Source organism: Fulvimarina endophytica (genome assembly GCF_003403015.1).
GTDB lineage: Bacteria > Pseudomonadota > Alphaproteobacteria > Rhizobiales > Rhizobiaceae > Fulvimarina > Fulvimarina endophytica.
This window is the reverse complement of record NZ_QURL01000002.1, coordinates 273896-295564: the sequence shown is the minus strand read 5'-3', so window position 1 is coordinate 295564 and position 21669 is coordinate 273896. Positions and strand designations below refer to the sequence as shown.

Annotated in this window: 20 protein-coding genes; 12 read left to right on the top strand and 8 right to left on the bottom strand. The window is 65.2% G+C overall.

The window, feature by feature from the left end; all coding sequences use genetic code 11:
- Positions 1-74 precede the first annotated feature (74 nt).
- The 4 genes from DYI37_RS04835 to DYI37_RS04820 all read right to left on the bottom strand — a co-directional run bounded on the left by DYI37_RS04835 (position 75) and on the right by DYI37_RS04820 (position 5035).
- Complete coding sequence (locus tag DYI37_RS04835) at positions 75-1871, bottom strand: acetolactate synthase 3 large subunit (protein WP_116682403.1); 1797 nt, start codon at positions 1869-1871, stop codon at positions 75-77.
- A 305-nt stretch (positions 1872-2176) separates the two neighbouring features.
- Entirely contained in the window at positions 2177-3394 is a 1218-nt protein-coding gene (locus DYI37_RS04830; RefSeq protein ID WP_116682071.1) for a GGDEF domain-containing protein, read from the bottom strand.
- A gap of 376 nt (positions 3395-3770) precedes the next feature.
- The gene (locus tag DYI37_RS04825; RefSeq protein WP_116682402.1) at positions 3771-4406 is read right to left on the bottom strand and encodes a uracil-DNA glycosylase family protein; all 636 of its coding nucleotides are present in this window, start codon (positions 4404-4406) and stop codon (positions 3771-3773) included.
- 17 nt (positions 4407-4423) lie between these two features.
- Positions 4424-5035: a glutathione S-transferase family protein gene (locus tag DYI37_RS04820; protein ID WP_116682070.1), complete on the bottom strand. Its 612-nt coding sequence runs from the start codon at positions 5033-5035 to the stop codon at positions 4424-4426.
- Between the two features lie 141 nt (positions 5036-5176).
- On the opposite strand from DYI37_RS04820, the gene DYI37_RS04815 reads away from it, so the two are divergent.
- From DYI37_RS04815 to rpsU, 6 genes are all read left to right on the top strand, one after another.
- Positions 5177-6703 carry a sensor histidine kinase gene (locus tag DYI37_RS04815; protein WP_116682069.1) on the top strand — a complete coding sequence of 509 codons (1527 nt, stop codon included), beginning with the start codon at positions 5177-5179 and terminating at the stop codon, positions 6701-6703.
- 120 nt (positions 6704-6823) lie between these two features.
- Complete coding sequence (locus DYI37_RS04810) at positions 6824-7027, top strand: DUF1289 domain-containing protein (RefSeq protein WP_116682068.1); 204 nt, start codon at positions 6824-6826, stop codon at positions 7025-7027.
- Positions 7020-7730, top strand: coding sequence for a retropepsin-like aspartic protease family protein (locus DYI37_RS04805; RefSeq protein WP_116682067.1), 711 nt, complete (start codon positions 7020-7022; stop codon positions 7728-7730). The genes DYI37_RS04810 and DYI37_RS04805 overlap by 8 nt, the downstream gene beginning before the upstream one ends.
- A 525-nt stretch (positions 7731-8255) precedes the next feature.
- Positions 8256-8468, top strand: coding sequence for a cold-shock protein (locus tag DYI37_RS04795; protein WP_116682401.1), 213 nt, complete (start codon positions 8256-8258; stop codon positions 8466-8468).
- A 197-nt stretch (positions 8469-8665) separates the two neighbouring features.
- Positions 8666-8971, top strand: coding sequence for a hypothetical protein (locus tag DYI37_RS04790; protein ID WP_116682065.1), 306 nt, complete (start codon positions 8666-8668; stop codon positions 8969-8971).
- 188 nt (positions 8972-9159) lie between these two features.
- Positions 9160-9387: a 30S ribosomal protein S21 gene (gene rpsU, locus DYI37_RS04785; RefSeq protein WP_116682064.1), complete on the top strand. Its 228-nt coding sequence runs from the start codon at positions 9160-9162 to the stop codon at positions 9385-9387.
- A 175-nt stretch (positions 9388-9562) separates the two neighbouring features.
- Here the strand turns inward: rpsU and glmU are convergent, their stop codons facing one another.
- The 4 genes from glmU to DYI37_RS04765 form a co-directional block, all read right to left on the bottom strand.
- The gene (gene glmU, locus DYI37_RS04780; protein ID WP_116682063.1) at positions 9563-10924 is read right to left on the bottom strand and encodes a bifunctional UDP-N-acetylglucosamine diphosphorylase/glucosamine-1-phosphate N-acetyltransferase GlmU; all 1362 of its coding nucleotides are present in this window, start codon (positions 10922-10924) and stop codon (positions 9563-9565) included.
- Between the two features lie 125 nt (positions 10925-11049).
- On the bottom strand, positions 11050-11790 hold the full coding sequence (locus DYI37_RS04775) for a cytochrome c biogenesis CcdA family protein (protein ID WP_116682062.1): 741 nt from the start codon (positions 11788-11790) through the stop codon (positions 11050-11052).
- A gap of 279 nt (positions 11791-12069) precedes the next feature.
- A complete protein-coding gene (locus DYI37_RS04770) occupies positions 12070-13158 on the bottom strand; it encodes a cation diffusion facilitator family transporter (protein ID WP_116682061.1) in 1089 nt (362 codons plus the stop codon).
- 93 nt (positions 13159-13251) lie between these two features.
- Positions 13252-13926: a MarC family protein gene (locus DYI37_RS04765; protein WP_116682060.1), complete on the bottom strand. Its 675-nt coding sequence runs from the start codon at positions 13924-13926 to the stop codon at positions 13252-13254.
- A 308-nt stretch (positions 13927-14234) separates the two neighbouring features.
- On the opposite strand from DYI37_RS04765, the gene gyrA reads away from it, so the two are divergent.
- The 6 genes from gyrA (at position 14235) to tgt (ending at position 21665) form a co-directional block, all read left to right on the top strand.
- A complete protein-coding gene (gyrA, locus tag DYI37_RS04760) occupies positions 14235-16988 on the top strand; it encodes a DNA gyrase subunit A (protein WP_245413804.1) in 2754 nt (917 codons plus the stop codon).
- Positions 16989-17630: 642 nt separating this feature from the next.
- Entirely contained in the window at positions 17631-18110 is a 480-nt protein-coding gene (gene coaD / locus DYI37_RS04755; RefSeq protein ID WP_116682058.1) for a pantetheine-phosphate adenylyltransferase, read from the top strand.
- Between the two features lie 54 nt (positions 18111-18164).
- The gene (locus DYI37_RS04750) at positions 18165-18758 is read left to right on the top strand and encodes a peptidylprolyl isomerase (protein ID WP_116682057.1); all 594 of its coding nucleotides are present in this window, start codon (positions 18165-18167) and stop codon (positions 18756-18758) included.
- A 190-nt stretch (positions 18759-18948) separates the two neighbouring features.
- On the top strand, positions 18949-19428 hold the full coding sequence (locus DYI37_RS04745) for a peptidylprolyl isomerase (protein ID WP_116682056.1): 480 nt from the start codon (positions 18949-18951) through the stop codon (positions 19426-19428).
- An 18-nt stretch (positions 19429-19446) separates the two neighbouring features.
- The gene (gene queA, locus DYI37_RS04740; RefSeq protein WP_116682055.1) at positions 19447-20538 is read left to right on the top strand and encodes a tRNA preQ1(34) S-adenosylmethionine ribosyltransferase-isomerase QueA; all 1092 of its coding nucleotides are present in this window, start codon (positions 19447-19449) and stop codon (positions 20536-20538) included.
- Positions 20535-21665 carry a tRNA guanosine(34) transglycosylase Tgt gene (gene tgt, locus DYI37_RS04735; RefSeq protein ID WP_116682054.1) on the top strand — a complete coding sequence of 377 codons (1131 nt, stop codon included), beginning with the start codon at positions 20535-20537 and terminating at the stop codon, positions 21663-21665. The genes queA and tgt overlap by 4 nt, the downstream gene beginning before the upstream one ends.
- Positions 21666-21669 lie beyond the last annotated feature (4 nt).

Below are 21669 nucleotides of genomic sequence, written 5' to 3'. Positions count from 1 at the left end.
CGGCCGGGGCCTCTTCTCGCGTGGCGTGATCCGGCGCCTCTTTCGGCCCGCCGGATCACTCGTCTCTGGACCGGTCAGACCAGCGCCTTGCCCTTGGCATCGATGGCATTGGCGACGGCCTCGTCGGTCGCCTCGTCCGGCAGCAGGATCTCGTTATGCGCCTTGCCCGAGGGGATCATCGGGAAGCAGTTGGCGAGATTGGCGACGCGGCAGTCGAAGAGCACCGGGCCGTCGTAATCCAGCATCTCCTGGATCGCGTCGTCGAGATCGCCGGGCTTCTCGCACCGGATGCCGTGACCGCCATAGGCCTCGGCGAGCTTCACGAAGTCCGGCAGCGCCTCGGTATAGGAGTTCGACAGCCGGTTGCCGTGCAGAAGCTGCTGCCACTGGCGCACCATGCCCATATACTGGTTGTTGAGGATGAAGACCTTGATGTTCGCCTTGTGCTGAACAGCCGTCGACATCTCCTGCATGTTCATCAGCACCGAGGCGTCTCCCGCGATGCAGACGGACAGGGCTTCGGGATGGGCGATGGCCGCGCCGATGGCTGCCGGCAGCCCATAGCCCATGGTTCCGAGACCACCCGAGGTGAGCCACCGGTTCGGCTTCTCGAAGCCGTAGAACTGCGCCGCCCACATCTGATGCTGGCCGACTTCGGTCGAGACATATGTCTCCCGGTGCCGGGTCAGCTCGTAGATGCGCTGCACCGCGTATTGGGGCATGATGACGTCGTCGTTCGGCGCAAAAGCGAGGCAGTTGCGCGCGCGCCACTTCTCGATCTGGCTCCACCAGTCGGCGAGCGCCCCCCTGTCGGACACGGCGCCCCTCTCCTTCCAGGCCGAGACAAGATCGCGCAGCACATGGGTGACGTCGCCGATGATCGGCAGGTCGACACGGACGTTCTTGTTGATCGAGGACGGATCGATGTCGATCTGGATTTTGCGCGAATTCGGCGAGAAGGCGTTGAGACGGCCGGTGATGCGGTCGTCGAAGCGCGCGCCGATGCAGATCATCAGATCGCAGTCGTGCATCGTCAGATTGGCCTCGTAGGTGCCGTGCATGCCGAGCATTCCGAGCCATTTGTCGCCGGACGCCGGATAGCAGCCGAGCCCCATCAGCGTGGAGGTGATCGGAAAGCCGGTGGCCTCGACGAGTTCGGTGAGAAGCTCGGAGGCCTCGGGCCCCGAATTGACGACGCCGCCACCGGTATAGAAGACCGGCTTCTTCGCCGACTTCATCAGTTCGAGCGCCGCCTCGATCGCGCCGGCCTCGGCCGAGAGCTTCGGCTTGTAGCTCTCATGGGTCTGGTTGGGCGGCGGCGGCGAATAGAAACCGGTCGCGAACTGGACGTCCTTCGGGATGTCGACGACGACCGGCCCCGGACGGCCCGTGGTCGCGACGTGGAAGGCCTCGTGGAGAACACGTGCGAGATCGTTCACGTCCTTCACCAGCCAGTTGTGCTTGGTGCAGGGGCGCGTGATGCCGACGGTGTCGCATTCCTGGAAGGCGTCCGAGCCGATCAGCGTCGTCGGAACCTGGCCGGTGATGCAGACGAGAGGGATCGAGTCCATCAGGGCGTCCTGAAGGGCGGTCACCGCATTCGTCGCTCCGGGGCCGGAGGTGACGAGCATCACGCCCGGCTTGCCTGAGGAGCGGGCATAGCCCTCGGCGGCGTGGCCGGCCCCCTGCTCGTGGCGCACGAGGACATGGCGGACATCGCTCTGCTGGAAGATCTCGTCGTAGATCGGCAGCACGGCCCCGCCCGGATAGCCGAAGATATCCTTGACGCCGTTATCCTTCAGGGCTTCGACAACCATGGCGGCGCCGGTCATCTCGCGTTTGCCGCCTGCCTCGATCGTTCCGTTGTTCATCGCGTCCATGTCCTGCTCGATCTCTTCTCTCATCGGCATGTCGTTCACCGAATTCCAAGCATAAAAAAAGGGCCTCCGGGGGCCCTTGTCTTCGCGCACACGTGGCATTCGCCTGGCAGCTACGCTGCCGGTCGTGTGCGCGGTTCTACGATTACGAGAATGGTGGTGTGCGTCATGGTGCAAACGTTAGGCGCGAAACGCACGGGCGTCAAACGGTTTTTCGGATAGGCTGGCCGAGGAAGCAACGCCCGGCCTGATCGGGCGGGCAGGCGCAGGCATGCCGCGCCCCTTTTGCGTCCGTCAGCCTAGACCGCCGGTTGTCTGCCCAGGCGCGCCGATGATCGCCCTTCGTCAGTCGCCTCACCGTGAGCGGCGGCGGTCGACCGACGGTCCGGCGGTTCACTGACGTGGAGTTGCCCGCGCCCGTTCTTCTTCGCGGCGTAGAGAGCGAGATCGGCCTGCTCGAGCATCGCCTGGGCGGAAAGCGAACAGTCCCTCGCGACGAACGCGCCGATGCTGACGCCGATCCGGACCGGAGCGGAGCGACCGATATCGAGGGGCCGCGCCACGGCCCCGATGACGAACTGGCTGAAATCGTGCACCCGGGCCTCGTCCGCGTTCGGAAGCAGGACGACATATTCGTCGCCGCCGATGCGACAGACGATGCCGCCCTCGGTCAGACGCAGGCTGAGGATGTTGGCGACATGCACCAGGACCCAGTCGCCCGCGGAATGCCCGAAACGATCGTTGACCTGTTTGAAGCCGTCGAGGTCGAGGCAGAGGATCGCCATCGACGCGGTGCCGGCGTTCTCCTCCATCGCTCGCATGTGTTGATCGAGGGCGTCCCACAAGGCGGTTCGGTTGGGGAGCTTCGTCAACGGATCGAGCAGCGCGAGGCGCCTGTGGGTCTGCTGATTGCGGATGGCGCCGAGGAGAATCAGATGCGTGCGCTGGATCATCAGCCAGAAGACCCAGACACCGACCAGCACCAGCACGGCGATGGGGCGCATGAGATCGGAAGACCCCACGGCCAGGCCGATCGCAAGCGCACCATTCAGCAGCACGATCTTCAGCATTGCGAGGATCGGAAAGGCGGGGAAGAACGATACGACGTAAGACGAGAATCCCAGCGTCAGAAAGATCGCGAGGATCGATGCGTGTTCGTCCGGAACCAAGGCGAACACGAAGATCTGCGCCGCATCGACAGCGATCATCGCGACATTGGCCGAGACGAGGCGCACGTCGGAATAAGCGCCTTCACGGCCGGACAGGCTTGCCGTTCCTCTCACGAGCGGCCAGCGAACCGCCCAGAGACCGCAATACAGGATGACGAAGACGGAGATCCAGACCCAGCCCGTCACCCAGAACACGTAGAGCCAGCTGAGCTGCGTCCATGCGAGCGCCATCAGGCTCAGGGCCGGGCTGTCGATCAGCGTTTTGAGGGAGATATCGCGGATCTCCGGATCGCTCTCCCCCTCCTGGCGAAGAAGGACTTCCAGCAATCCTTCGCATTTGAAATTCACGGCACGGGGCCTCGAACGGGAGGAAGGGCTACGGAGACATAGCTCAACAATCTTTCCTAATCGTTCCGGCCGCTGGAGAAGATCAAGACGCGTCAGTAAGCGAAATCACATGAAACGGACGGTTATGCGCCGACCATCTTCCTTCCAAATTCAATCGGATATACTTCATATGGAGATTTTTAACCTTGCCCCGACATTTTCTCCGCATCTTCGCGGCCTCGGAGAACGGTTGGGAGGAATCGCCCGAACCTCCGTCATCGCGAAGCAAAGACGCATCCCGCCGCATGAGGGGTCCGTGTCGCGTGGGTGGTCTCCCGTTCATGCCGGCAGATACGGAAGAGAAGGTGTCTCCGACCTCTCCTCGTGAAGACCGGCATCACGCCGCGGCACCGAGAGCCTTCGCCACATTCGCCCGCAGAACCGGCAGAAGCTCTTCGGCGAACCATGGATTTCTTCGCAGCCAGCCATTGTTGCGCCAGGATGGATGCGGCAGCGGAATGACCGGCGCAAAGCGGCCCCCATGGTCCAGAACGGAGCGCCAGTTCGCGACCGTTTCGGTGAGCGTTCTTCCCCGCCCCTCGGCGATATGGAAGTCCTGCGCATAGGCACCGATGGCGAGGACGAGTTCGATTTGCGGCATCGCGCCCATCGCCCGGTCGTGCCAGGTCATCCGGCATTCCCTTCGAGGCGGTCTGTCGCCGCCCTTCGCGTCGTAGCCCGGAAAGCAGAAGCCCATGGGCAGGATCGCGATCTTCGAGCGATCGTAGAAGATGTCCGCCCCGATCCCCATCCAGTCGCGCAGTCGCACGCCGGAGGGGTCGTTGAACGGTTTCGAGGTCTTGTCCGCCAGATTGCCCGGAGCCTGTCCCGCGACGAGGATGCGCGCCGTATCCGACAAAGCGAGGATCGGATTGGGCTCGATCGGAAGCGGCTCGCCCAAGGGCGCCTCCGCGCAGATGCGGCAGCGCTCGATGACGGCCTGGAGCTCGACCGCGCCCTTCCCTCCGCCCATCGCGTCCGCCATCGCAGTCAGGCGGACGCGCTCGGCCGCTCGGCGATCTGCGAATACCAGCGCTTCAGGTTCGTGAAATCCTCCGGAATTTCGAGCTTTGCCGCCTTCATGAAACCGGCCGCGATGAAGACCGTGATGTCGGCGACGGAGAACGCATCGCCCGCCACGAAGGCATGATCGGCGAGCTGGTCCTCGAACATCCGCAGAGCCTCGATCGCGCGGCCCCGGTTGAGTTCGGCCCATTCGGCGATCTGCACCGGCTCGGCTGCCGCCATGCCCGGATGTCCGTGCCTGAAGACGGCGGCGACGGCCGAATAGAGTTCGAGTTCGGCCCGGCGCTGCCACATCTCGATGCGGGCGATCTCGACTGGCGTGCGGCCGAACAGCGGCGGATCGGGATGCAGGGCCTCGAAATAGCGACAGATCGCGATCGATTCGGTGATGACCGTCCCGTCGTCGAGTTCGAGGACCGGCAGCCGTTTCAGCCGGTTGCGTTCGGCCATCGCCTCGCTCTTGTGCTCGCCCTTCGACATGTCGACCGGCACGAGCGGCACCTCTATCCCCTTCTCCGCGAGAAACATTCGCGTCCGGCGCGGATTGGGCGCACGCCCACCATCGAAGAGTTTCATGCCCTGTCCTTCTCCCTTGTGCGCTGGGGCGCCGACACGAAATCGAGGCGCGTTCGCGGTTCATTAAGGCATCTTGTTCATTCTTCCCGAAGACAAGCCCTCGACCTCATCTTCCCCGCGCACCGGACCTGTCGAACGCCCATGTCCCTCGCCCTCTCCCCCCTCGACCAGCGCCCCAGAGGCGAACAGGCCGGCAGGGCACAGCGCGCCCGCAAGGCGGGGGCCTCGGGCACCGTGCGTTCGATCAGGGAGAAGCTGGGCAAGGGACGGCGCGGTCCCTCCTTCATCGAGCGCGAGCTTCTCGCCCAGCACGCCGCGCAGATCCGCGCCGCCTCCATCCTCCTGCCCGCACCGGTGATCCTCGCCGGCTTCGGGCTGTCGATCTTCACGGGGCCGACGACCGCCACGATCTGGACCGGCGTCACGCTGCTTGCCTATCTCCTCCTCGTGGTGATCGGGCGCGGCACGCGCGGCGAGCGCGAGAGCGGCCCCGACGGCACGGCCTCCATCCGGCCGATCAGCGCCCGCACCTTCATCCTCGGACACTTCCTAGTCGGGCTCTGCTGGTCCTATCTCGCCTTCCTGGGCTGCGATGCCTGCGCGCCCATGCGCTTCGAGATCTTCCAGTTCTCGGTTCTGGTCCTCGTCATCGCGATGACGGCAATGGTCTCCTCCACCCTGCGCTTCGTGGTGCCGATCGCCTTCGCCCCGCTCGTCGTCGGGCTCGCGGTGGAGCTTGCCATGTCGCCCGATCCGATCGGAACTGCGACGAAGTCGGTGGTGATCGGCGCCGTTCCCTTCTTCGCCTTCGTCGCCGAGACCCTGCGGCGCGGCGCGGTCGCCCAGGTCCGCCATCAGGCCGAGAAGGACGAACTCATCGGCGAACTGGAACGCTCGCGGGTGCTTTCCGACGAGGCACGCCGGCGCGCGGAGGATGCCAACCGGGCGAAATCGCAGTTCCTCGCCACCATGAGCCACGAACTGCGCACACCGCTCAACGCGATCCTCGGCTTCTCGGAGATGATGCAGAACGAAGTCTTCGGTCCGCTCGGCAGTCCGAACTACAAGGATTATCTCGGCGACATCCACTTTTCCGGCAAGCATCTTCTCGGCGTGATCAACGAGATCCTCGATTTGTCGCGCGTCGAGGCCGGCCAGTACGCCCTCAACGAGGAGGCGGTGGATCTCGCCTATGTCGCGCGCGAATGCATGTCGACCGTGCGGCTGCGGGCCGAGACCAAGAGGATTTCCCTGCTTCTTGAGGCGGAAGACCAGCTTCCCCTTCTGTGGGGCGACGAACGGGCCCTGCGCCAGATCGTCCTCAATCTCCTGTCGAACGCGGTGAAGTTCACACAGCCGAACGGCGAGGTCGTCATCCGTGTCGGCTGGACCGCGGGCGGCGGCCAGTATGTGTGCATCAGCGACAACGGCGCGGGCATCCCGCAGGACGAGATCCCAACCGTGCTCGCCTCCTTTGGCCAGGGATCGAACGCGATCAAGAGCGCGGAACAGGGAACCGGGCTCGGCCTGCCCATCGTCCAGGCTCTCGTGAAGCTGCATGACGGCCAGTTCGAACTGACATCGCGCCTCGGGCGCGGCACGCAGGCCATCGCGATCTTCCCCCATTCGCGCGTGCTCGAGGTCTTGCCCTCCTTCGAACTCGCCTGACCCTCCCGCATCCTCCCTATGAACCGGCCGGCCCTCGCCTGCCCTCCGGGTCCGTCTTGAGGCGGGCGCCCGCCGCGACCATATCGCCCCCATGACACCGCCCATCGCCAGACGAGGCCCATGATCGAAACACCGTGTACCGGTATTTGCCAGCTGCATCCGAAGACAGGTCTGTGTCTGGGCTGCGGGCGCACGGGGTCGGAGATCGGCGCCTGGTCGGCGCTTTCGCGCGCCGATCGCACCGCGCTGATGGCCGAACTGCCGGCCCGCCTCGAGACGGCGGAGATGAAGACAGCGAGACGCAGGGCGAAGATCGATGCGTAGGGATACGATCCTCTGGGTGCTTCTCGCCATTCTCGGCGTCGCATGCCTCGCTCTCGTCCTCAATCAGGATGGCCGGATCGTGGGCCTCGGCGAGGACGAGTTCGCCTCGCTGGTCTATCTCGGCACCATCGGCTTCGGCATGGCCGCCGCGCTCTTTCTCTTCTCGCGCACGGGTCTCGGTCAGGCCCTGCGCCATCTCCTCGTCTGGATCGCGGTCTTCGCCGCCGTCCTCGCCGCCTATGCCTTCGCGCCGGAGATGATCGCGATCAAGGATCGCGTGATGGCGGTGCTCGTTCCCGGCAGCGTGGTCGCGCTGCCGAACGACGGCGAACACGCGCAATATCTCGTCACCCGGGGCGCGGACGGACATTTCCACCTCACGGGCGAGGTCGACGGCCGGCCCGCTTCCTTCATGGTCGATACCGGCGCCTCGGTGATCGCGATGGACACCAGCACGGCGCGTTCGCTGGGATTTCACCCCGACGACCTGTCCTTCACCAATTTCGTCCAGACCGCCAACGGGGTCGCCCGCTCGGCGCCGATCATCCTTGATTCCGTCAAGGTGGGCGATATCGAGCGGCGCAATGTGCGCGCCGCCGTCACGGAGAGCGACGGCCTCGGCACGATCCTTCTGGGGATGAGCTTTCTCGATACGCTCACCTCCTATGATTTTCGCGGCAACCGCCTGATCCTTACCGACTGACCCCGCATGGGGCGGGAGGCCGTCGCTGCCGACCGATCGAGGGTCCCGTCAGCCACTCGAATGATGCGAAGCTTTCCGAGAGACCAGACGCCTCCGACACGATCCGGGACATCACCTCCAGATGCCGGATCACCCCTTCATCGCTGCGGAAAGCAAGCCGACGGACATCCGGGCGAAGGGCGCTGGTGACGATCGCAGGCAGGTCCCGGCAGGGGTCGCCGGGTCGGTGCCGACAGGGGAGAATGCGCGGCAGGGCTTGCTATTTCGGTGCAGGACGCCGATATTGGATGGACGGGTAATTTACGAACCCGGGGTCTGGCTGCCGTTCTTCTCGTCTGATCTTCAGGCGAATCTGCCGTAACGCAAAGTTGCAGCCGTATGAACTATTCCTTTCACCCATGCTTGTGATTGTCCGAACGAATGACGTTGCGCGTCGCGACGTCAATTAACCTGTTGCATCCCTCCGTCATGGTGGATGCAGACCGTTTCGACCCGTCGAAGCGGACCATCGAGAAAGGGCTCCTCATGAGCCAGACCGGAACCATCAAGTTCTTCAACGAAACCAAGGGCTTCGGCTTCGTGACCCCCGAGGGTGGCTCGAAGGACGTGTTCCTTCACATCTCCGCTCTCGAGCGCGCTGGCATCTCTTCGGTTCAGGAAGGCGACAAGATCACCTTCGACACCGAGGCCGACCCCCGCGGCAAGGGCCCCAAGGCCGTCAACATCCAGATGGCCTGAACCATCGGTTTCCGGCGATCCGCCGCGCCCTTCGCGCCTGGCGGACGCCTCTAGAAAAGCGGCAGGCTGCCGAGGCTGTCGAAGCCCGCGCCTGCCGCTTTTCGTTTCCGATCCCATCCGCTTCACGGCCACGCCCATGCGCGCCGACGCTGATACGTTGCATCGGATGGCATTCTCGTGAGATAAGGAGAGACGCCATGGAAAATTCACGCCGCGCGCGGGAACAGGCCGAGGCGCTTCTGCCGGGTCCGACCGCGCCTCATCGCTCGGAAAAGGGCACGGCCGGCGGGATCATCGCCGCCGATCTCGCGGCACGACACGCCAAGACCGAACGTCTGCGTGCAGCGCGCCTCGCCCAGCAGGCGCTGGACGTCGAGGCGGCATCCGTGGCCGAGCCGGTTCGCAAGAAACGGGCCACCAAAGGCACGGCCGCAGCCGCCAAGACGACCGGCACAGCGCGCAAGGCGCCCGCTCAGGCGCGTAAAAAGACCGCGGCCGTTTGAACCTTCTTCTCTCGAAGACCGTTCAATCCGGGTGACCGGCAGACAGTCGTATCCGCCCCGTGTCGGGGACAGTTGCGACACCGAGTGAAATCGCTCCGGTCGATCCTAAAGCATCGATCGGTGGTGCCATCACGGCGTTGCGGGTTCGCGACGCTCATCAGAAACACGAACCTGACGAAGGAGACGTTTTGAGAGTCGACGTTAGAGACAACAATGTGGATCAAGCCCTGCGCGCGCTGAAGAAGAAGCTGCAGCGCGAAGGCGTGTTCCGTGAAATGAAAGCTCGCAGGTCCTACGAGAAGCCCTCCGAGGAGCGTGCGCGCCGCAAGCAGGAAGCGATCCGACGCTCCCGCAAGCTGGCCCGCAAGCAGGCTCAGCGCGAAGGCCTCCTGCCCAAGACCGGTCGCGCGCGCTGAGGCGCAGGCGTCTGGTCGGCTGCCTCGCGCAGCCGGGTCACGGACAATCATCGGGGCGGCAGTCCAGTCCGCCTCGCTCCAACGGCGCCCGAGAGGCGCCGTTTCTCGTTCCGGGCTCCGAAAAGTCCGAAATTCATGCCCGTCTCAGGGCTTTCGCCGAACCGGACGATGGGATCTATGACTGGGATTTCTTCGCCCGCTTGGCCTCGGCATTGCGCTCGGCGATCAGCTTTCCCTTACCCGGCTTGTTGACCTGCCGGCCGCGGGCGATCGCCAGCGCATCCGCTTCCACGTCCTCGGTCACCACACTGCCCGACCCCACATAGGCTCCAGCGCCGATCTTCACGGGCGCCACGAGGGACGAATTGGATCCGATGAACGTGTTCTCGCCGATCTCGGTGAGATGCTTCAGCGCCCCGTCATAGTTGCAGGTGATCGTGCCAGCGCCGATATTGGCATCCGCGCCGACCGTCGCATCACCGATATAGCTGAGGTGGTTGACCTTCGCTCCGGCGGCGATTGTCGCCTGCTTGACCTCGCAGAAATTGCCGACCTTCGTCCTCTCGCCAAGATCGGTACCCGGGCGCAGCCGCGCGAACGGCCCGATCTCGGAGCCTTCGCCGATCCGCGCGCCCGTGAGATGGCAGAACGCCCGGATCACCGCTCCGCTCGCGACCGCCGCTCCAGGACCGAAGACGACATTGGGCTCGATCAGGACGTCGCTCCCGATCTCGGTGTCATAGGCGAAATGCACGGTCTGCGGATCGATGAGCGTCACGCCCGAGATCATCGCACGCTCGCGCGCTCCGGCCTGCCACAGGGCTTCCACCGCCGCCAATTCGCTGCGATTGTTGACGCCGATCGTCTCGGCAATCGAGGCCTCGATAGCCTTGACCGCAAGTCCGCGCCCGCGCGCGATCGCGACGAGATCGGTCAGGTAGTATTCGCCCTTGGCATTGTCGTTGCCGATGGCATCGAGGCAATCGAGCGCGGTGTCGCCCGCAAAGGCCATGATGCCGGCATTGCAGAAGCCGATCGCCCGCTCCGCTTCGCTCGCATCCTTCTCCTCGCGGATGGCGACGAGTTCGCCGTCCTCCTCGATCAGCCGACCGTAGCCCGTCGGATCGGCAGGACGGAAGCCGATGACGCAGACCCCTGCCCCCTCGGCAAGGACCGCGCGCGCCCGTTCGATCGTCTCGGGCCGAAGGAGCGGCGTATCGCCGAAGAGCACGACCACGTCGTCATAGCCCTCGGCCAGCGCCTCGCGGGCCGCGAGAACCGCATGGCCGGTGCCAAGGCGCTCGGTCTGTTCGAAGGTCCGAACATTTTCGGCATCCTTGCGGACGGCGTCTGCCACCTTGTCGCCGTCGCGCCCGACCACCAAGGCGAGCCGTTCCGACCCGGCCGCGATCGCGGCGCGGGCCACGTGGCGCACCAGCGGCAGATGAGCGACCTCGTGCAGCACCTTCGAGCGGGAGGAGCGCATGCGCGTTCCCTCGCCGGCAGCGAGGATGATCGACAGGCAGGTTCGGGACATGGGGCGGCGCAAGCTCCGGTGAGGCGGTGACGGATGGGCGAGGCACGGGGCCTTGTCGGCGAAGCTCTCTCACGGCGGGACCGCTCTTGTGAAGATGTCGGGGTGCCGGGAGCCTTGAAAACCGGTCAGCCAATGGTCTGGAGGGTCGGGAAGGTTTCCAGAAGCCAGAACGACATCCACTGCATGCCGCCGGTGAGGAACAGGACGCCAGTGACGACGAGCAGCCCGCCCATCGCGCGCTCGACGCTCTTCAGGTGGCGGCGGAAGCCGCCGAGCCAGGTGAGGAAGACGGAGGAAAAGGTGGCGGCGAGGATGAACGGAATGCCGAGACCGGCCGAGTAGACGGCGAGCATCAGGGCGCCCTCGCCCACCGTGTCGCGCGCGCCCGCAAGTCCGAGAATCGCGCCGAGAACCGGCCCGATGCAAGGCGTCCAGCCGAAAGCGAAGGCAAGCCCCATCAGATAGGCGCCGAGGACGCCGGCCGGACGGTCCGGTCCGCGAAAGCGCTTCTCGCGGGCAAGGAAGCCGAGACGGAACACGCCGAGGAAATTCAGCCCCATGACGATGATCATGATGCCAGCGACGATACCGAGCCAGCTGAGATTCTGGCGAAGCAGGGAGCCGACGGTGCTAGCCCCGGCCCCGAGCGAGACGAAGACGGTGGAGAAGCCGAGGACGAAGACGACGCTTGTAAGGAGCAGCCGGCCCTGCTGGCTGCCGGCCTCGCGCGGCGCGCTTCTCAGATCGTCGGCGGAGACGCCGGCCATGTAGCAGAGATAGGGCGGGACGAGGGGCAGGACGCAGGGCGAGAGAAAGGACAGGGCGCCGGCAAGCGCCGCGGTCGGATAGGACAGTTCGCTCAGCACTCGTGACTTCCTCTTCCTCGCCGTCCGGCCGGCCGCGGACCGGGCCGCGACGGCCTTCCCGAACGCCGACAAGACGCACCCGGAAGGGGCGTCACCGATCGGCGATCCGGCCTTAGACCGAACGTTTGGCGGCAATTAGCCCGATCCGGCCGCAAACCTCAATCGGCATGAGTAGGCCCCAGTCGCACAGGGCCGGACACAGGGCGCCGACCCGACCAGCGATGGTGCATGCCGGCCGGCGGATGTTCAAGGAGAGCCGGCAAGCTGCGCCAGAGAGGATCAGCTCGCGGCGCCCTCGCCTTCCCTCGGATCCACGAAGCGCTGGTGCCCGGCGGCCGACTGGACCTCGACATAGACCTTGCGCACGATCTTGTAGGCGTCCTTCACCTCGGCCTCGATCTCCGTGACGATCTCCTCGATCCGCCCGGCGCGCACATCGTCCTGGAAGTCGACGCTCATGGTCAGCAGCACGTCGTTGGGTCCGAGGTGCAGCGTCCGCAATTCGTTGATCGCGACGATCTCCTCACGTCCGCCGACGCGCTCCTGGATCGCGCGCTCGATTTCCGGATCGGCCGTCTCGCCGATCAGGAGATGCTTGACCTCGATGGCGAGAAGAATGGCCGTCACACCGAGGAGCACGCCGATCAGGATCGAGCCGATCGCGTCGAAAGCCTCGATGCCGGTGGTGATGGCGAGCGTGATACCGAGGGCGGCGATGATGATGCCGATGCAGGCGGCCGAATCCTCGAACAGGACGACGAAGACCGAGGGGTCCTTGAGGCGGCGGAAATCGGCCCACAGCCCTTCGCCCTTGCGGCGCTCCCTGAACTCCTTGAACGCGACCGACCAGGAATAGCCCTCGAAGCAGAAGGCGATGAACAGGACGCCGAGGGCGACGAGGGGCGATTCGAGCCCGCCGCTTTCGCCGGATATGAGACCTTCGACACCTTCGTAGATGGAAAAGCCCGAGCCGAGCGCGAACAGGAAGATCGCGACCATGAAGGCCCAGAAATAGATCTCGGCCCCGTAGCCGAAGGGATGCTGCTCGTCGGCCGGCTTCTTGGCCCGCTTCATGCCGATGAGCAGCATCACCTGGTTGAAGGTATCGATGACCGAATGGATGCCTTCGGCGAGCATCGAGGACGAGCCGGTCATCAGCGCCGCGCCGAACTTGGTGGCCGCGATCGCGAGATTGGCCGCCATGGCGGCGAAGACGGTCTTCTTGCTCCCTTCGTCCTCGTCCGCGCCGCCTTCGTCGGAGCTTTGACGATGGGCGTCCGCCTCACGCGGCTTGATGCGACGGCGCCGGTCCTTGGAGAAGCTGTTGCGGCTGCCGGACAGCTGCGCCTCGCTGATATACTTGCCCATTCGCCGCGCTCCACGCTCGCTTTTCCGTGATGGGAAAAGTCCTCTGGCTCACGCAGATGCGAGCGCCGCGCCATCCGGCAAGGGAGGCTGCGATCACGATTGAAGACGGGCCTCGATCGCCGGCCCGGCTTCCTTGACGATCATCGCCTCGATGCCGTCCGCGACGAACTGGACCGCAAGGGCCGCGAGAATGACGCCGAGAACCCGAGAGATGACACCGCGTCCGGTGGAGCCCAGCAGGCTGTCGATGCGCGGCGCGAGCGAGAGGCAGGCAAAGCTCGCAAGAAGAGTGATGGCGATGACCGCGATCACGCTCGCCTGGCCGACGGCACTCGGCAACTGGCCCGACAGAAGGATGACGGCGGCGATCGCGCCCGGACCTGCGATCAGCGGAATGGCGAGCGGAAAAGCCGCGATGTCGCCGTCCTCGTGGCTTTCGGTCTCCTGGTGGGCGACCGCTTCAACCGCCGTCTTTCCCTTGCGCTCGGCCCGTTTCTCGAAGACCAGTTCGAAGCCGATGACGAACAGGAAGAGACCGCCCGCGACGCGAAACGCGCCGAGGGAAATGCCGAGGGTTTCGAGGACCGCGAGACCGACGAGCGCGAAGAGGGCGAGGATCGCGAAGGCGATGGTACAGGCCTTCATAGCAAGCCTGATCCGCGCCGTTCGCGACAGGCCGGGCGTCAGGGCGATGAACACTGGAATGAGGCCGAGCGGATCGACGATCACGAACAGCGTGACGAAGCCATTGAGAAGAAGATCGGCCATTTCGAGGGTCCAGTTGCTGCGTCCGGCCGTTCTGACCACCAAACCTCAGGCGACGCAACCGCCTCACCGCGCCCGGCCGCGGGACCCGTTCGAGAGGCCGCCGGCAGGCATGGGCAGGCAGGGCCTTGCCCACCGGCGCACGGTTTGCGCTGGCGCTCGCCTTCGGTCTATAGACCGGGTACGATCTTCTTGATTTCCAGGACCACTCCTTGGCTGACGACAACGACGACCTGACCCCTCCCGACGAGCCGATCGGCGGGGAGCCGCCCGAAGCCGGCGGCATCGGCACCGTCTCCATCATCGAGGAAATGCAGCGCAGCTATCTCGACTACGCCATGAGCGTGATCGTCAGCCGTGCGCTGCCCGACGTGCGCGACGGCCTGAAGCCCGTGCATCGGCGCATCCTCTACGCCATGCACGAGATGGGGCTTACCTCCACCAAGTCCTACCGCAAATCCGCCGGCGTCGTCGGCGAGGTGATGGGTAAGTTCCATCCGCACGGCGATTCGGCGATCTACGATGCCCTCGTGCGCATGGCGCAGGACTGGTCCCTGCGCGACCGGCTGATCGAGGGACAGGGCAATTACGGGTCGATCGACGGCGATCCCCCGGCGGCCATGCGCTATACCGAGTGCCGTCTCCAGAAGATCTCCGATGCGATGCTCGCCGACATCGACAAGGAGACCGTCAACTTCCAGGAGAACTACGACGGCCGCGAGATGGAGCCGGTGGTTCTGCCGGCCGGCTTCCCCAATCTCCTCGTCAACGGCTCGGGCGGCATCGCCGTCGGCATGGCGACGAACATTCCGCCGCACAATCTCGGCGAGGTCATCGACGGCTGCGTGGCGCTGATCGACAACCCGCAGATCACCCTTCCCGAGATGATGGAGATCATCCCCGGACCGGACTTCCCGACCGGGGCGATCCTGCTCGGCCGTGCCGGTATCCAGGCCGCCTATTCCACCGGCCGCGGCTCGCTCCTGATGCGCGGCAAGGTGCATATCGAGACGCTTCGCGGCGAGCGCGAGGCGATCGTCGTCACCGAAGTTCCCTATCAGGTGAACAAGGCGACGATGATCGAGAAGATGGCCGAGCTCGTGCGCGACAAGCGCATCGAGGGCATCTCCGACATCCGCGACGAATCCGATCGCGACGGCTACCGGGTCGTCGTCGAGCTGAAGCGCGACGCGACGGCGGACGTGGTCCTCAACCAGCTCTATCGCTTCACGCCGCTCCAGACCTCCTTCGGCGCCAACATGGTGGCGCTCAACGGCGGCAAGCCCGAGCAGCTGACCCTGATGGACATGCTGCAGGCCTTCGTCTCGTTCCGCGAGGAGGTCGTAAACCGGCGCACCAAATATCTCCTGCGCAAGGCCCGTGAACGCGCCCATGTGCTGGTCGGCCTCGCCATCGCGGTCGCCAATATCGACGAGGTGATCAAGCTGATCCGCGCAGCGCCGGATCCTGCGACCGCGCGCGAGCAGCTGATGACGCGCGAATGGGACGCCAAGGACGTCGCCCCGCTCGTGCGCCTCATCGACGATCCGCGTCACCGCATCTCCGAGGCCGGCACCTACCGCCTGTCGGAAGCCCAGGCCCGCGCGATCCTCGACCTGCGCCTGCAGCGCCTGACGGCCCTCGGCCGCGACGAGATCGGCGACGAACTCGCCAAGATCGGCGAGGAGATCAAGGATTATCTCGACATCCTCTCCTCGCGCGCCCGCGTGATGCAGATCATCAAGGACGAGATGACGGCGATCCGCGACGAGTTCGCGACGCCGCGCCGCACCGAGCTTTCGGAAGGTGCAGCCGATCTCGAGGACGAGGACCTGATCCCGCGCGAGGACATGGTCGTCACCGTCAGCCATGGCGGCTACATCAAGCGCGTGCCCCTCAGCGTCTACCGGGCCCAGCGGCGGGGCGGAAAGGGCCGCTCCGGCATGAGCCTGAAAAACGAGGAGGATTCGGTCACCCGCCTCTTCGTCGCCAACACGCACACCCCGGTCCTGTTCTTCTCCTCGCGCGGCATCGTCTATAAGGAGAAGGTCTGGCGCCTTCCGCTGACGACCCCGCAGGGTCGCGGCAAGGCGCTCATCAATCTCCTGCCCCTGGAGAAGGGCGAGCGCATCACGTCGATCCTGCCGCTTCCGACCGAGGAAGAGGCGGCCGAGCGCATGAACGTGATGTTCGCCACGACCCGCGGCACCGTCCGGCGCAACAAGCTGTCCGATTTCACCCAGGTGAACCGCAACGGCAAGATCGCCATGAAGCTCGACGAGGAGGGCGACGAGATTCTCGGTGTCGCCACCTGCTCGGAAGACGACGACGTGCTGCTGACGGCCTCTTCCGGCCAGTGCATCCGCTTCCCGGTGACCGATGTTCGCGTCTTTGCCGGGCGAAATTCGGTCGGCGTGCGCGGCATCTCGCTCGGGACGGGCGAAACCGTCGTCTCCATGGCGATCCTTCGCCATGTGGACGCCTCGGCCGAGGAGCGCTCGACCTATCTGAAAATGCGCCGCGCTGTCGAAGGCGGAGCGCAGGACGACGAGGTTCCGGCCGACGAGGAGGCGCCGGTCAGCGATGCCTCGATCGACACCCAGCGTTATGCCGAGCTCAGCGAGGCCGAGGAGATGATCCTCACCGTTTCGGAGTTCGGCTTCGGCAAGCGTTCGTCCTCCTACGAGTTCCGCACCTCCGGGCGCGGCGGCAAGGGCATTCGGGCGACCGATACGAACCGTCTCGACAAGCTGGGTCAGCTCGTCGCGGGCTTCCCTGTCGCGGCCGAGGACCAGCTGCTGCTCGTCACCGATCGCGGACAGGTCATTCGCGTTCCGATCGAGGGCATCGGTCTCAAGGGCCGGGCGACCGGCGGCGTCACCATCTTCAAGACGGCCGAAGGCGAACGCGTCGTCTCGGTCGAACGGATCCCCGATCAGGGAACGGACGAAGCGGGTGATGCGGAGGCGGACGCGATCTCCGAGAGCGGCGCCGAAGGGTTCGCCGACGGCGATCAGGGTCTTTCGGACGGGTCTGTCGACGAGGGCTCCGACGACGAGGCGTGACGACGCCGGCCGCGAAGGCCGGGAGCGGAACGGGTTCGCCCGTCCGCTCCGATCGGCATCGATAAGGCCAGGGCGTTCGCGTGAGGATCTGTAGCGCTCCGCAATGCCGGGTCGCGGGAGCCGGTCCGCTCGGGCCGGCCCTTTCGGGTCTCCGATGCAAGGGCCCGGTCGATGCGATGAAGGAGCAGATCGCAGGGCGGCAGCCCGAACGGCGAGATCTCCGACGAACCTCCTGAAACAAAAAAACCACTGGATCTCATCCGGGATGCAGTGGTTTTCAGGTCTTTTCGAATTGGAGTGGAAAGACCGGACGACCGGGCTCTCTCAACCGAGATCAGTAGGTGCGTTTGGCCTTAACCTTGACGCGGGCGCGCTCGCGGTCGTCGTGAAGGCTCTTCAGCGTCGCTGCGGTCAAGGTAGCGATCATGGTGAGAGAAAGTGCTGCGATGAGCATGGAAACTTCTCCTCGTTGTCTTGACACAGATACGCTTGACGGAGCCGCCCGGTTCCCTGTTTCATTCGGTCGCGGCACGATCGTGTCGGTTCTGCCACGCCACGATAGCGCGCCAGTCCACCGATGTCTCGGAGCATCGCACGGAAAAGCCGATCGCGCTTCGATTATTTTCCACAAAGGTTGACGACATGATCACCGCATTCTTCCCCGGCTCCTTCGATCCGATGACGAACGGCCATCTGTCGATTCTGCGTAAGGCGATCGCCTCCTTCGAAAGGGTCGTCGTCGGCATCGGCGTCCATGCGGCGAAGACGCCGATGTTCTCCTTCGAGACGAGAGCCGTACTCATTCGCGACAGCCTTCAGGCCGCCGGTCTCGATGCGGGGATCGACATCGTCTCCTTCGACGGGCTCGTGGTGGAGGCTGCGGAAGAAGCCGGCGCGAGCGTTCTCGTACGCGGTCTGCGCGACGGAACCGATCTCGATTACGAGATGCAGATGGCCGGCATGAACGGGGCCATGAAGCCCGCGATCACCACCGTCTTCCTGCCGGCCTCCCCGCAGACGCGGCCCATTACCGCCACATTGGTCCGCCAGATCGCCGGCATGGGCGGGGATGTCTCGGCATTCGTACCGGAACCGGTTCTGGCGGCATTGAAAAATCGGTGACCGTCCCGACTTCCCGCAAAACCCACGCCGAAACGGCAAACCTCGGGATCGTTCATGAAACTTCTCTCCACCATCGCTCTCGCCACCGGAATGACGCTCGCAGCCGCCATGCCGACCTTCGCCCAGGATGGCGGCGATGCGTCGAACCGCCTGAACATCGAGACGAACAAGGGCGAGATCGTCGTCCAGCTGAAGCCCGATCTGGCGCCCAAGCACGTGGAGCAGATCAAGGAACTCGCCCGCGAAGGCGCCTATGACAACGTCGTCTTCCACCGTGTGATCGACGGGTTCATGGCCCAGACCGGCGACGTCCAGTTCGGCAAGAAGGGCTCCGATGCCTTCGACGCATCGCGTGCCGGCATGGGCGGATCCGAAAAGCCGGACCTTCCCGCCGAGTTCTCCGACAGCGAGACCTTCGATCGCGGAACCGTGGGCATGGCCCGCTCGCAGGATCCGAACTCGGCCAATTCCCAGTTCTTCATCATGCTCGACGACGGCGACTTCCTCGACGGCCAGTACACGATCGTCGGCGACGTGGTCGAAGGCATGGACGTGGTCGACGCGATCAAGAAGGGCGATGCCCAGCAGAACGGCGCCGTCGAAGATCCGGACGTCATGACCAAGGTCACCGTCGGCAGCGAGGGCTGACAGCGTCCTTCGAGGACGAGGCATTTTGCGGATGGGGTTGCCTCGTTACGCGATCTGTCACACTTAGACGCATGAGTGCGGCGGTTCGGGACACCTCCCGGGCCGCTTTTTTGCAAGCAAGCCAAACGGCGACGGCGAAAGGCTGAGGGTTCCGACGAACCCTTCCCGCGCCCGGCCCAAGGAGACGAACATGGCCTATGACAATCCCGAAGACGTTCTGATTCTCGACACCACCAAGGGACAGGTCGTCATCCGGCTGCGGCCGGATCTCGCGCCGAAGCACGTGGAGCGGATCAAGGAGCTCGCCCGCGAGAACTTCTACGACGGCGTCGTCTTCCACCGGGTGATCGACGGCTTCATGGCCCAGACGGGCGATCCGACGGGCACCGGCGCCGGCGGCTCCGACAAGCCCGACCTGCAGGCCGAATTCTCGGCGGAACCGCACAAGCGCGGCACCGTTTCGGCAGCCCGCACGGCGGCCCCGAACTCGGCCAACTCCCAGTTCTTCATCTGCTTTGCCGACGCCCCCTGGCTCAACAAGCAGTATTCGGTCTTCGGCGAGGTGATCGAAGGCATGGACAATGTGGACAAGATCAAGAAGGGCGAGCCCGTGCGCGATCCCGACTCGATCACCACCATGCGCGTCGCCAGCGATGTGGACGCCGGCTGAGCCGGAACGGCATCTGCGATGAAGGTCGATCTCTTCGACTTCGAACTGCCGCCGGAGCGCATCGCGCTCCGGCCCGCCTCCCCGCGCGAGAGCGCGAGGCTTCTGGAGGTTCGCGCGGACGGCCTGTCGGACCGTACGATCGCCGACCTGCCGGATCTCCTGAACCCCGGTGACATCCTCGTCTTCAACGATACGCGGGTGATTCCCGCCCAGCTCGTCGGCATGCGCACGAGAGAGGGCAACCGCGAGGGGGAAGGAACCGCGCGGATCGACACGACGCTGCACATGCGGCTCGCCGGCGACCGGTGGGCCGCCTTCGTGCGCCCGGCCAAGCGTGTGAAGCCGGGCGATAGCATCGTCTTCTCACGCGGCGAGGCCGAACCCTTGCGCGCCGAAGTGTCCGAACGCGGCGAGGCCGGCGAAGCCGTTCTGGTCTTCGAGCGCTCGGGCCCCGATCTCGACGCAGCCATCGCCGCCGTCGGCCACGTCCCCCTGCCCCCCTATATCGCGGCCAAGCGCGGCGAGGACGAGCAGGACCGGACCGACTACCAGACCATCTATGCGAAAGATCCGGGGGCCGTCGCAGCACCGACGGCCGGCCTCCACTTCACCGAAACCCTGCTCGAGACCCTGCGAAAGCGCGGCATCGAGACCGCCTTTCTCACGCTCCACGTGGGGGCCGGCACGTTTCTCCCCGTCAAGGCGGACGATACCAGCGACCACCGCATGCATGCCGAGATCGGCCATATCGACCGGGCGACCGCCGACCGCCTCAACGCGGTCCGGAACGCGGGCGGGCGTATCGTCGCGGTCGGAACGACGTCGCTGCGCCTTCTGGAGAGCGCGGCCGGCGAAGACGGGATCATCGCGCCCTTTTCCGGCGCGACGGACATCTTCATCACGCCCGGCTATCGCTTCCGCGCGATCGACCGGCTACTGACCAATTTCCATCTGCCGCGCTCGACGCTGTTCATGCTGGTCTCGGCCCTTTCGGGCACGAAACGCATGCATGCCGCCTATGCCCATGCGATCGCGAGCGGCTATCGCTTCTATTCATACGGCGATGCCTGTCTTCTCGACCGCATCCCCGAAGACATCGCCAGACCATGACCGAACGCTTCACCTTCACCCTGCAAGCCACCGACGGAAAGGCCCGCCGGGGCGAGATCACCATGCCGCGCGGCACCGTGCGCACGCCGGCCTTCATGCCCGTGGGTACGGCCGGCACCGTCAAGGCGATGTATCTCGATCAGGTTCGCGATCTCGGCTCCGACATCATTCTCGGCAATGTCTACCACCTAATGCTGCGGCCCGGCGCCGAGCGGGTCGCCCGCCTCGGCGGGCTCCACGAATTCGCCCGCTGGCCCCATCCCATTCTCACGGACTCGGGCGGCTTTCAGGTCATGTCGCTCGCGGCTCTGCGCAAGCTCGACGAGCGCGGCGTCACGTTCAAGAGCCATATCGACGGCACCGAATACGAATTGACGCCGGAGCGCTCCATCGAGATCCAGCATCTGCTCGATAGCGACATCCAGATGCAGCTCGACGAATGCATCCGCCTGCCCGCCGAGCGGGCCGAGATCGAACGGGCGATGGAGCTCTCCCTGCGCTGGGCGGAGCGCTCGGCGAAAGCCTTCGGCGACCAGCCCGGCAAGGCGATGTTCGGCATCGTGCAGGGCGGCGACGTGCCCGATCTGCGTATCCGTTCGGCCGAACGGCTCGCGGCGATGGATCTCAAGGGCTATTCGATCGGCGGGCTTGCGGTGGGCGAGCCCCAGGCCGTGATGCTGAAGACGCTGGAAGAGACGCTTCCCGTCCTTCCCGAACACAAGCCGCGCTATCTGATGGGCGTCGGCACACCGGACGACCTCCTCCAGTCCGTCGCCCGCGGCATCGACATGTTTGACTGCGTGATGCCGACACGGGCGGGCCGGCACGGGCTCGCCTATAGCTGTTTCGGCAAGATCAACCTGCGCAATGCCCGGCATGCGGACGATCACCGGCCTCTCGACGAGGCGTCCGCATGCCCGGCGGCACGCGACTATTCACGCGCCTATCTGCACCACCTCGTGCGCTGCAACGAGGCGCTGGGCGGCATGCTCCTGACCTGGATCAATCTTGCCTACTACCAGGATCTGATGGCCGGCATGCGGGCCGCGATCGAGGCTGGCAGATTCGCCGATTTCAAGGCGGAGACGGAAGCCGGCTGGGCGCGCGGCGACATCGCGCCGCTCTGACGGG

Bases quoted from the DNA above. Each gene is read 5' to 3' on its own strand.
- tgt (WP_116682054.1), top strand. From the start codon at position 20,535: ATGACCGAACGCTTCACCTTCACCCTGCAAGCCACCGACGGAAAGGCC.
- DYI37_RS04805 (WP_116682067.1), top strand. From the start codon at position 7,020: ATGCGTAGGGATACGATCCTCTGGGTGCTTCTCGCCATTCTCGGCGTC.
- DYI37_RS04765 (WP_116682060.1), bottom strand. From the start codon at position 13,926: ATGGCCGATCTTCTTCTCAATGGCTTCGTCACGCTGTTCGTGATCGTC.
- coaD (WP_116682058.1), top strand. From the start codon at position 17,631: ATGATCACCGCATTCTTCCCCGGCTCCTTCGATCCGATGACGAACGGC.
- DYI37_RS04835 (WP_116682403.1), bottom strand. From the start codon at position 1,871: ATGAACAACGGAACGATCGAGGCAGGCGGCAAACGCGAGATGACCGGC.
- DYI37_RS04750 (WP_116682057.1), top strand. From the start codon at position 18,165: ATGAAACTTCTCTCCACCATCGCTCTCGCCACCGGAATGACGCTCGCA.
- DYI37_RS04820 (WP_116682070.1), bottom strand. From the start codon at position 5,035: ATGAAACTCTTCGATGGTGGGCGTGCGCCCAATCCGCGCCGGACGCGA.
- DYI37_RS04815 (WP_116682069.1), top strand. From the start codon at position 5,177: ATGTCCCTCGCCCTCTCCCCCCTCGACCAGCGCCCCAGAGGCGAACAG.
- DYI37_RS04825 (WP_116682402.1), bottom strand. From the start codon at position 4,406: ATGGGCGGAGGGAAGGGCGCGGTCGAGCTCCAGGCCGTCATCGAGCGC.
- DYI37_RS04745 (WP_116682056.1), top strand. From the start codon at position 18,949: ATGGCCTATGACAATCCCGAAGACGTTCTGATTCTCGACACCACCAAG.
- DYI37_RS04795 (WP_116682401.1), top strand. From the start codon at position 8,256: ATGAGCCAGACCGGAACCATCAAGTTCTTCAACGAAACCAAGGGCTTC.
- DYI37_RS04770 (WP_116682061.1), bottom strand. From the start codon at position 13,158: ATGGGCAAGTATATCAGCGAGGCGCAGCTGTCCGGCAGCCGCAACAGC.
- DYI37_RS04810 (WP_116682068.1), top strand. From the start codon at position 6,824: ATGATCGAAACACCGTGTACCGGTATTTGCCAGCTGCATCCGAAGACA.
- glmU (WP_116682063.1), bottom strand. From the start codon at position 10,924: ATGTCCCGAACCTGCCTGTCGATCATCCTCGCTGCCGGCGAGGGAACG.
- gyrA (WP_245413804.1), top strand. From the start codon at position 14,235: ATGCAGCGCAGCTATCTCGACTACGCCATGAGCGTGATCGTCAGCCGT.
- DYI37_RS04790 (WP_116682065.1), top strand. From the start codon at position 8,666: ATGGAAAATTCACGCCGCGCGCGGGAACAGGCCGAGGCGCTTCTGCCG.
- queA (WP_116682055.1), top strand. From the start codon at position 19,447: ATGAAGGTCGATCTCTTCGACTTCGAACTGCCGCCGGAGCGCATCGCG.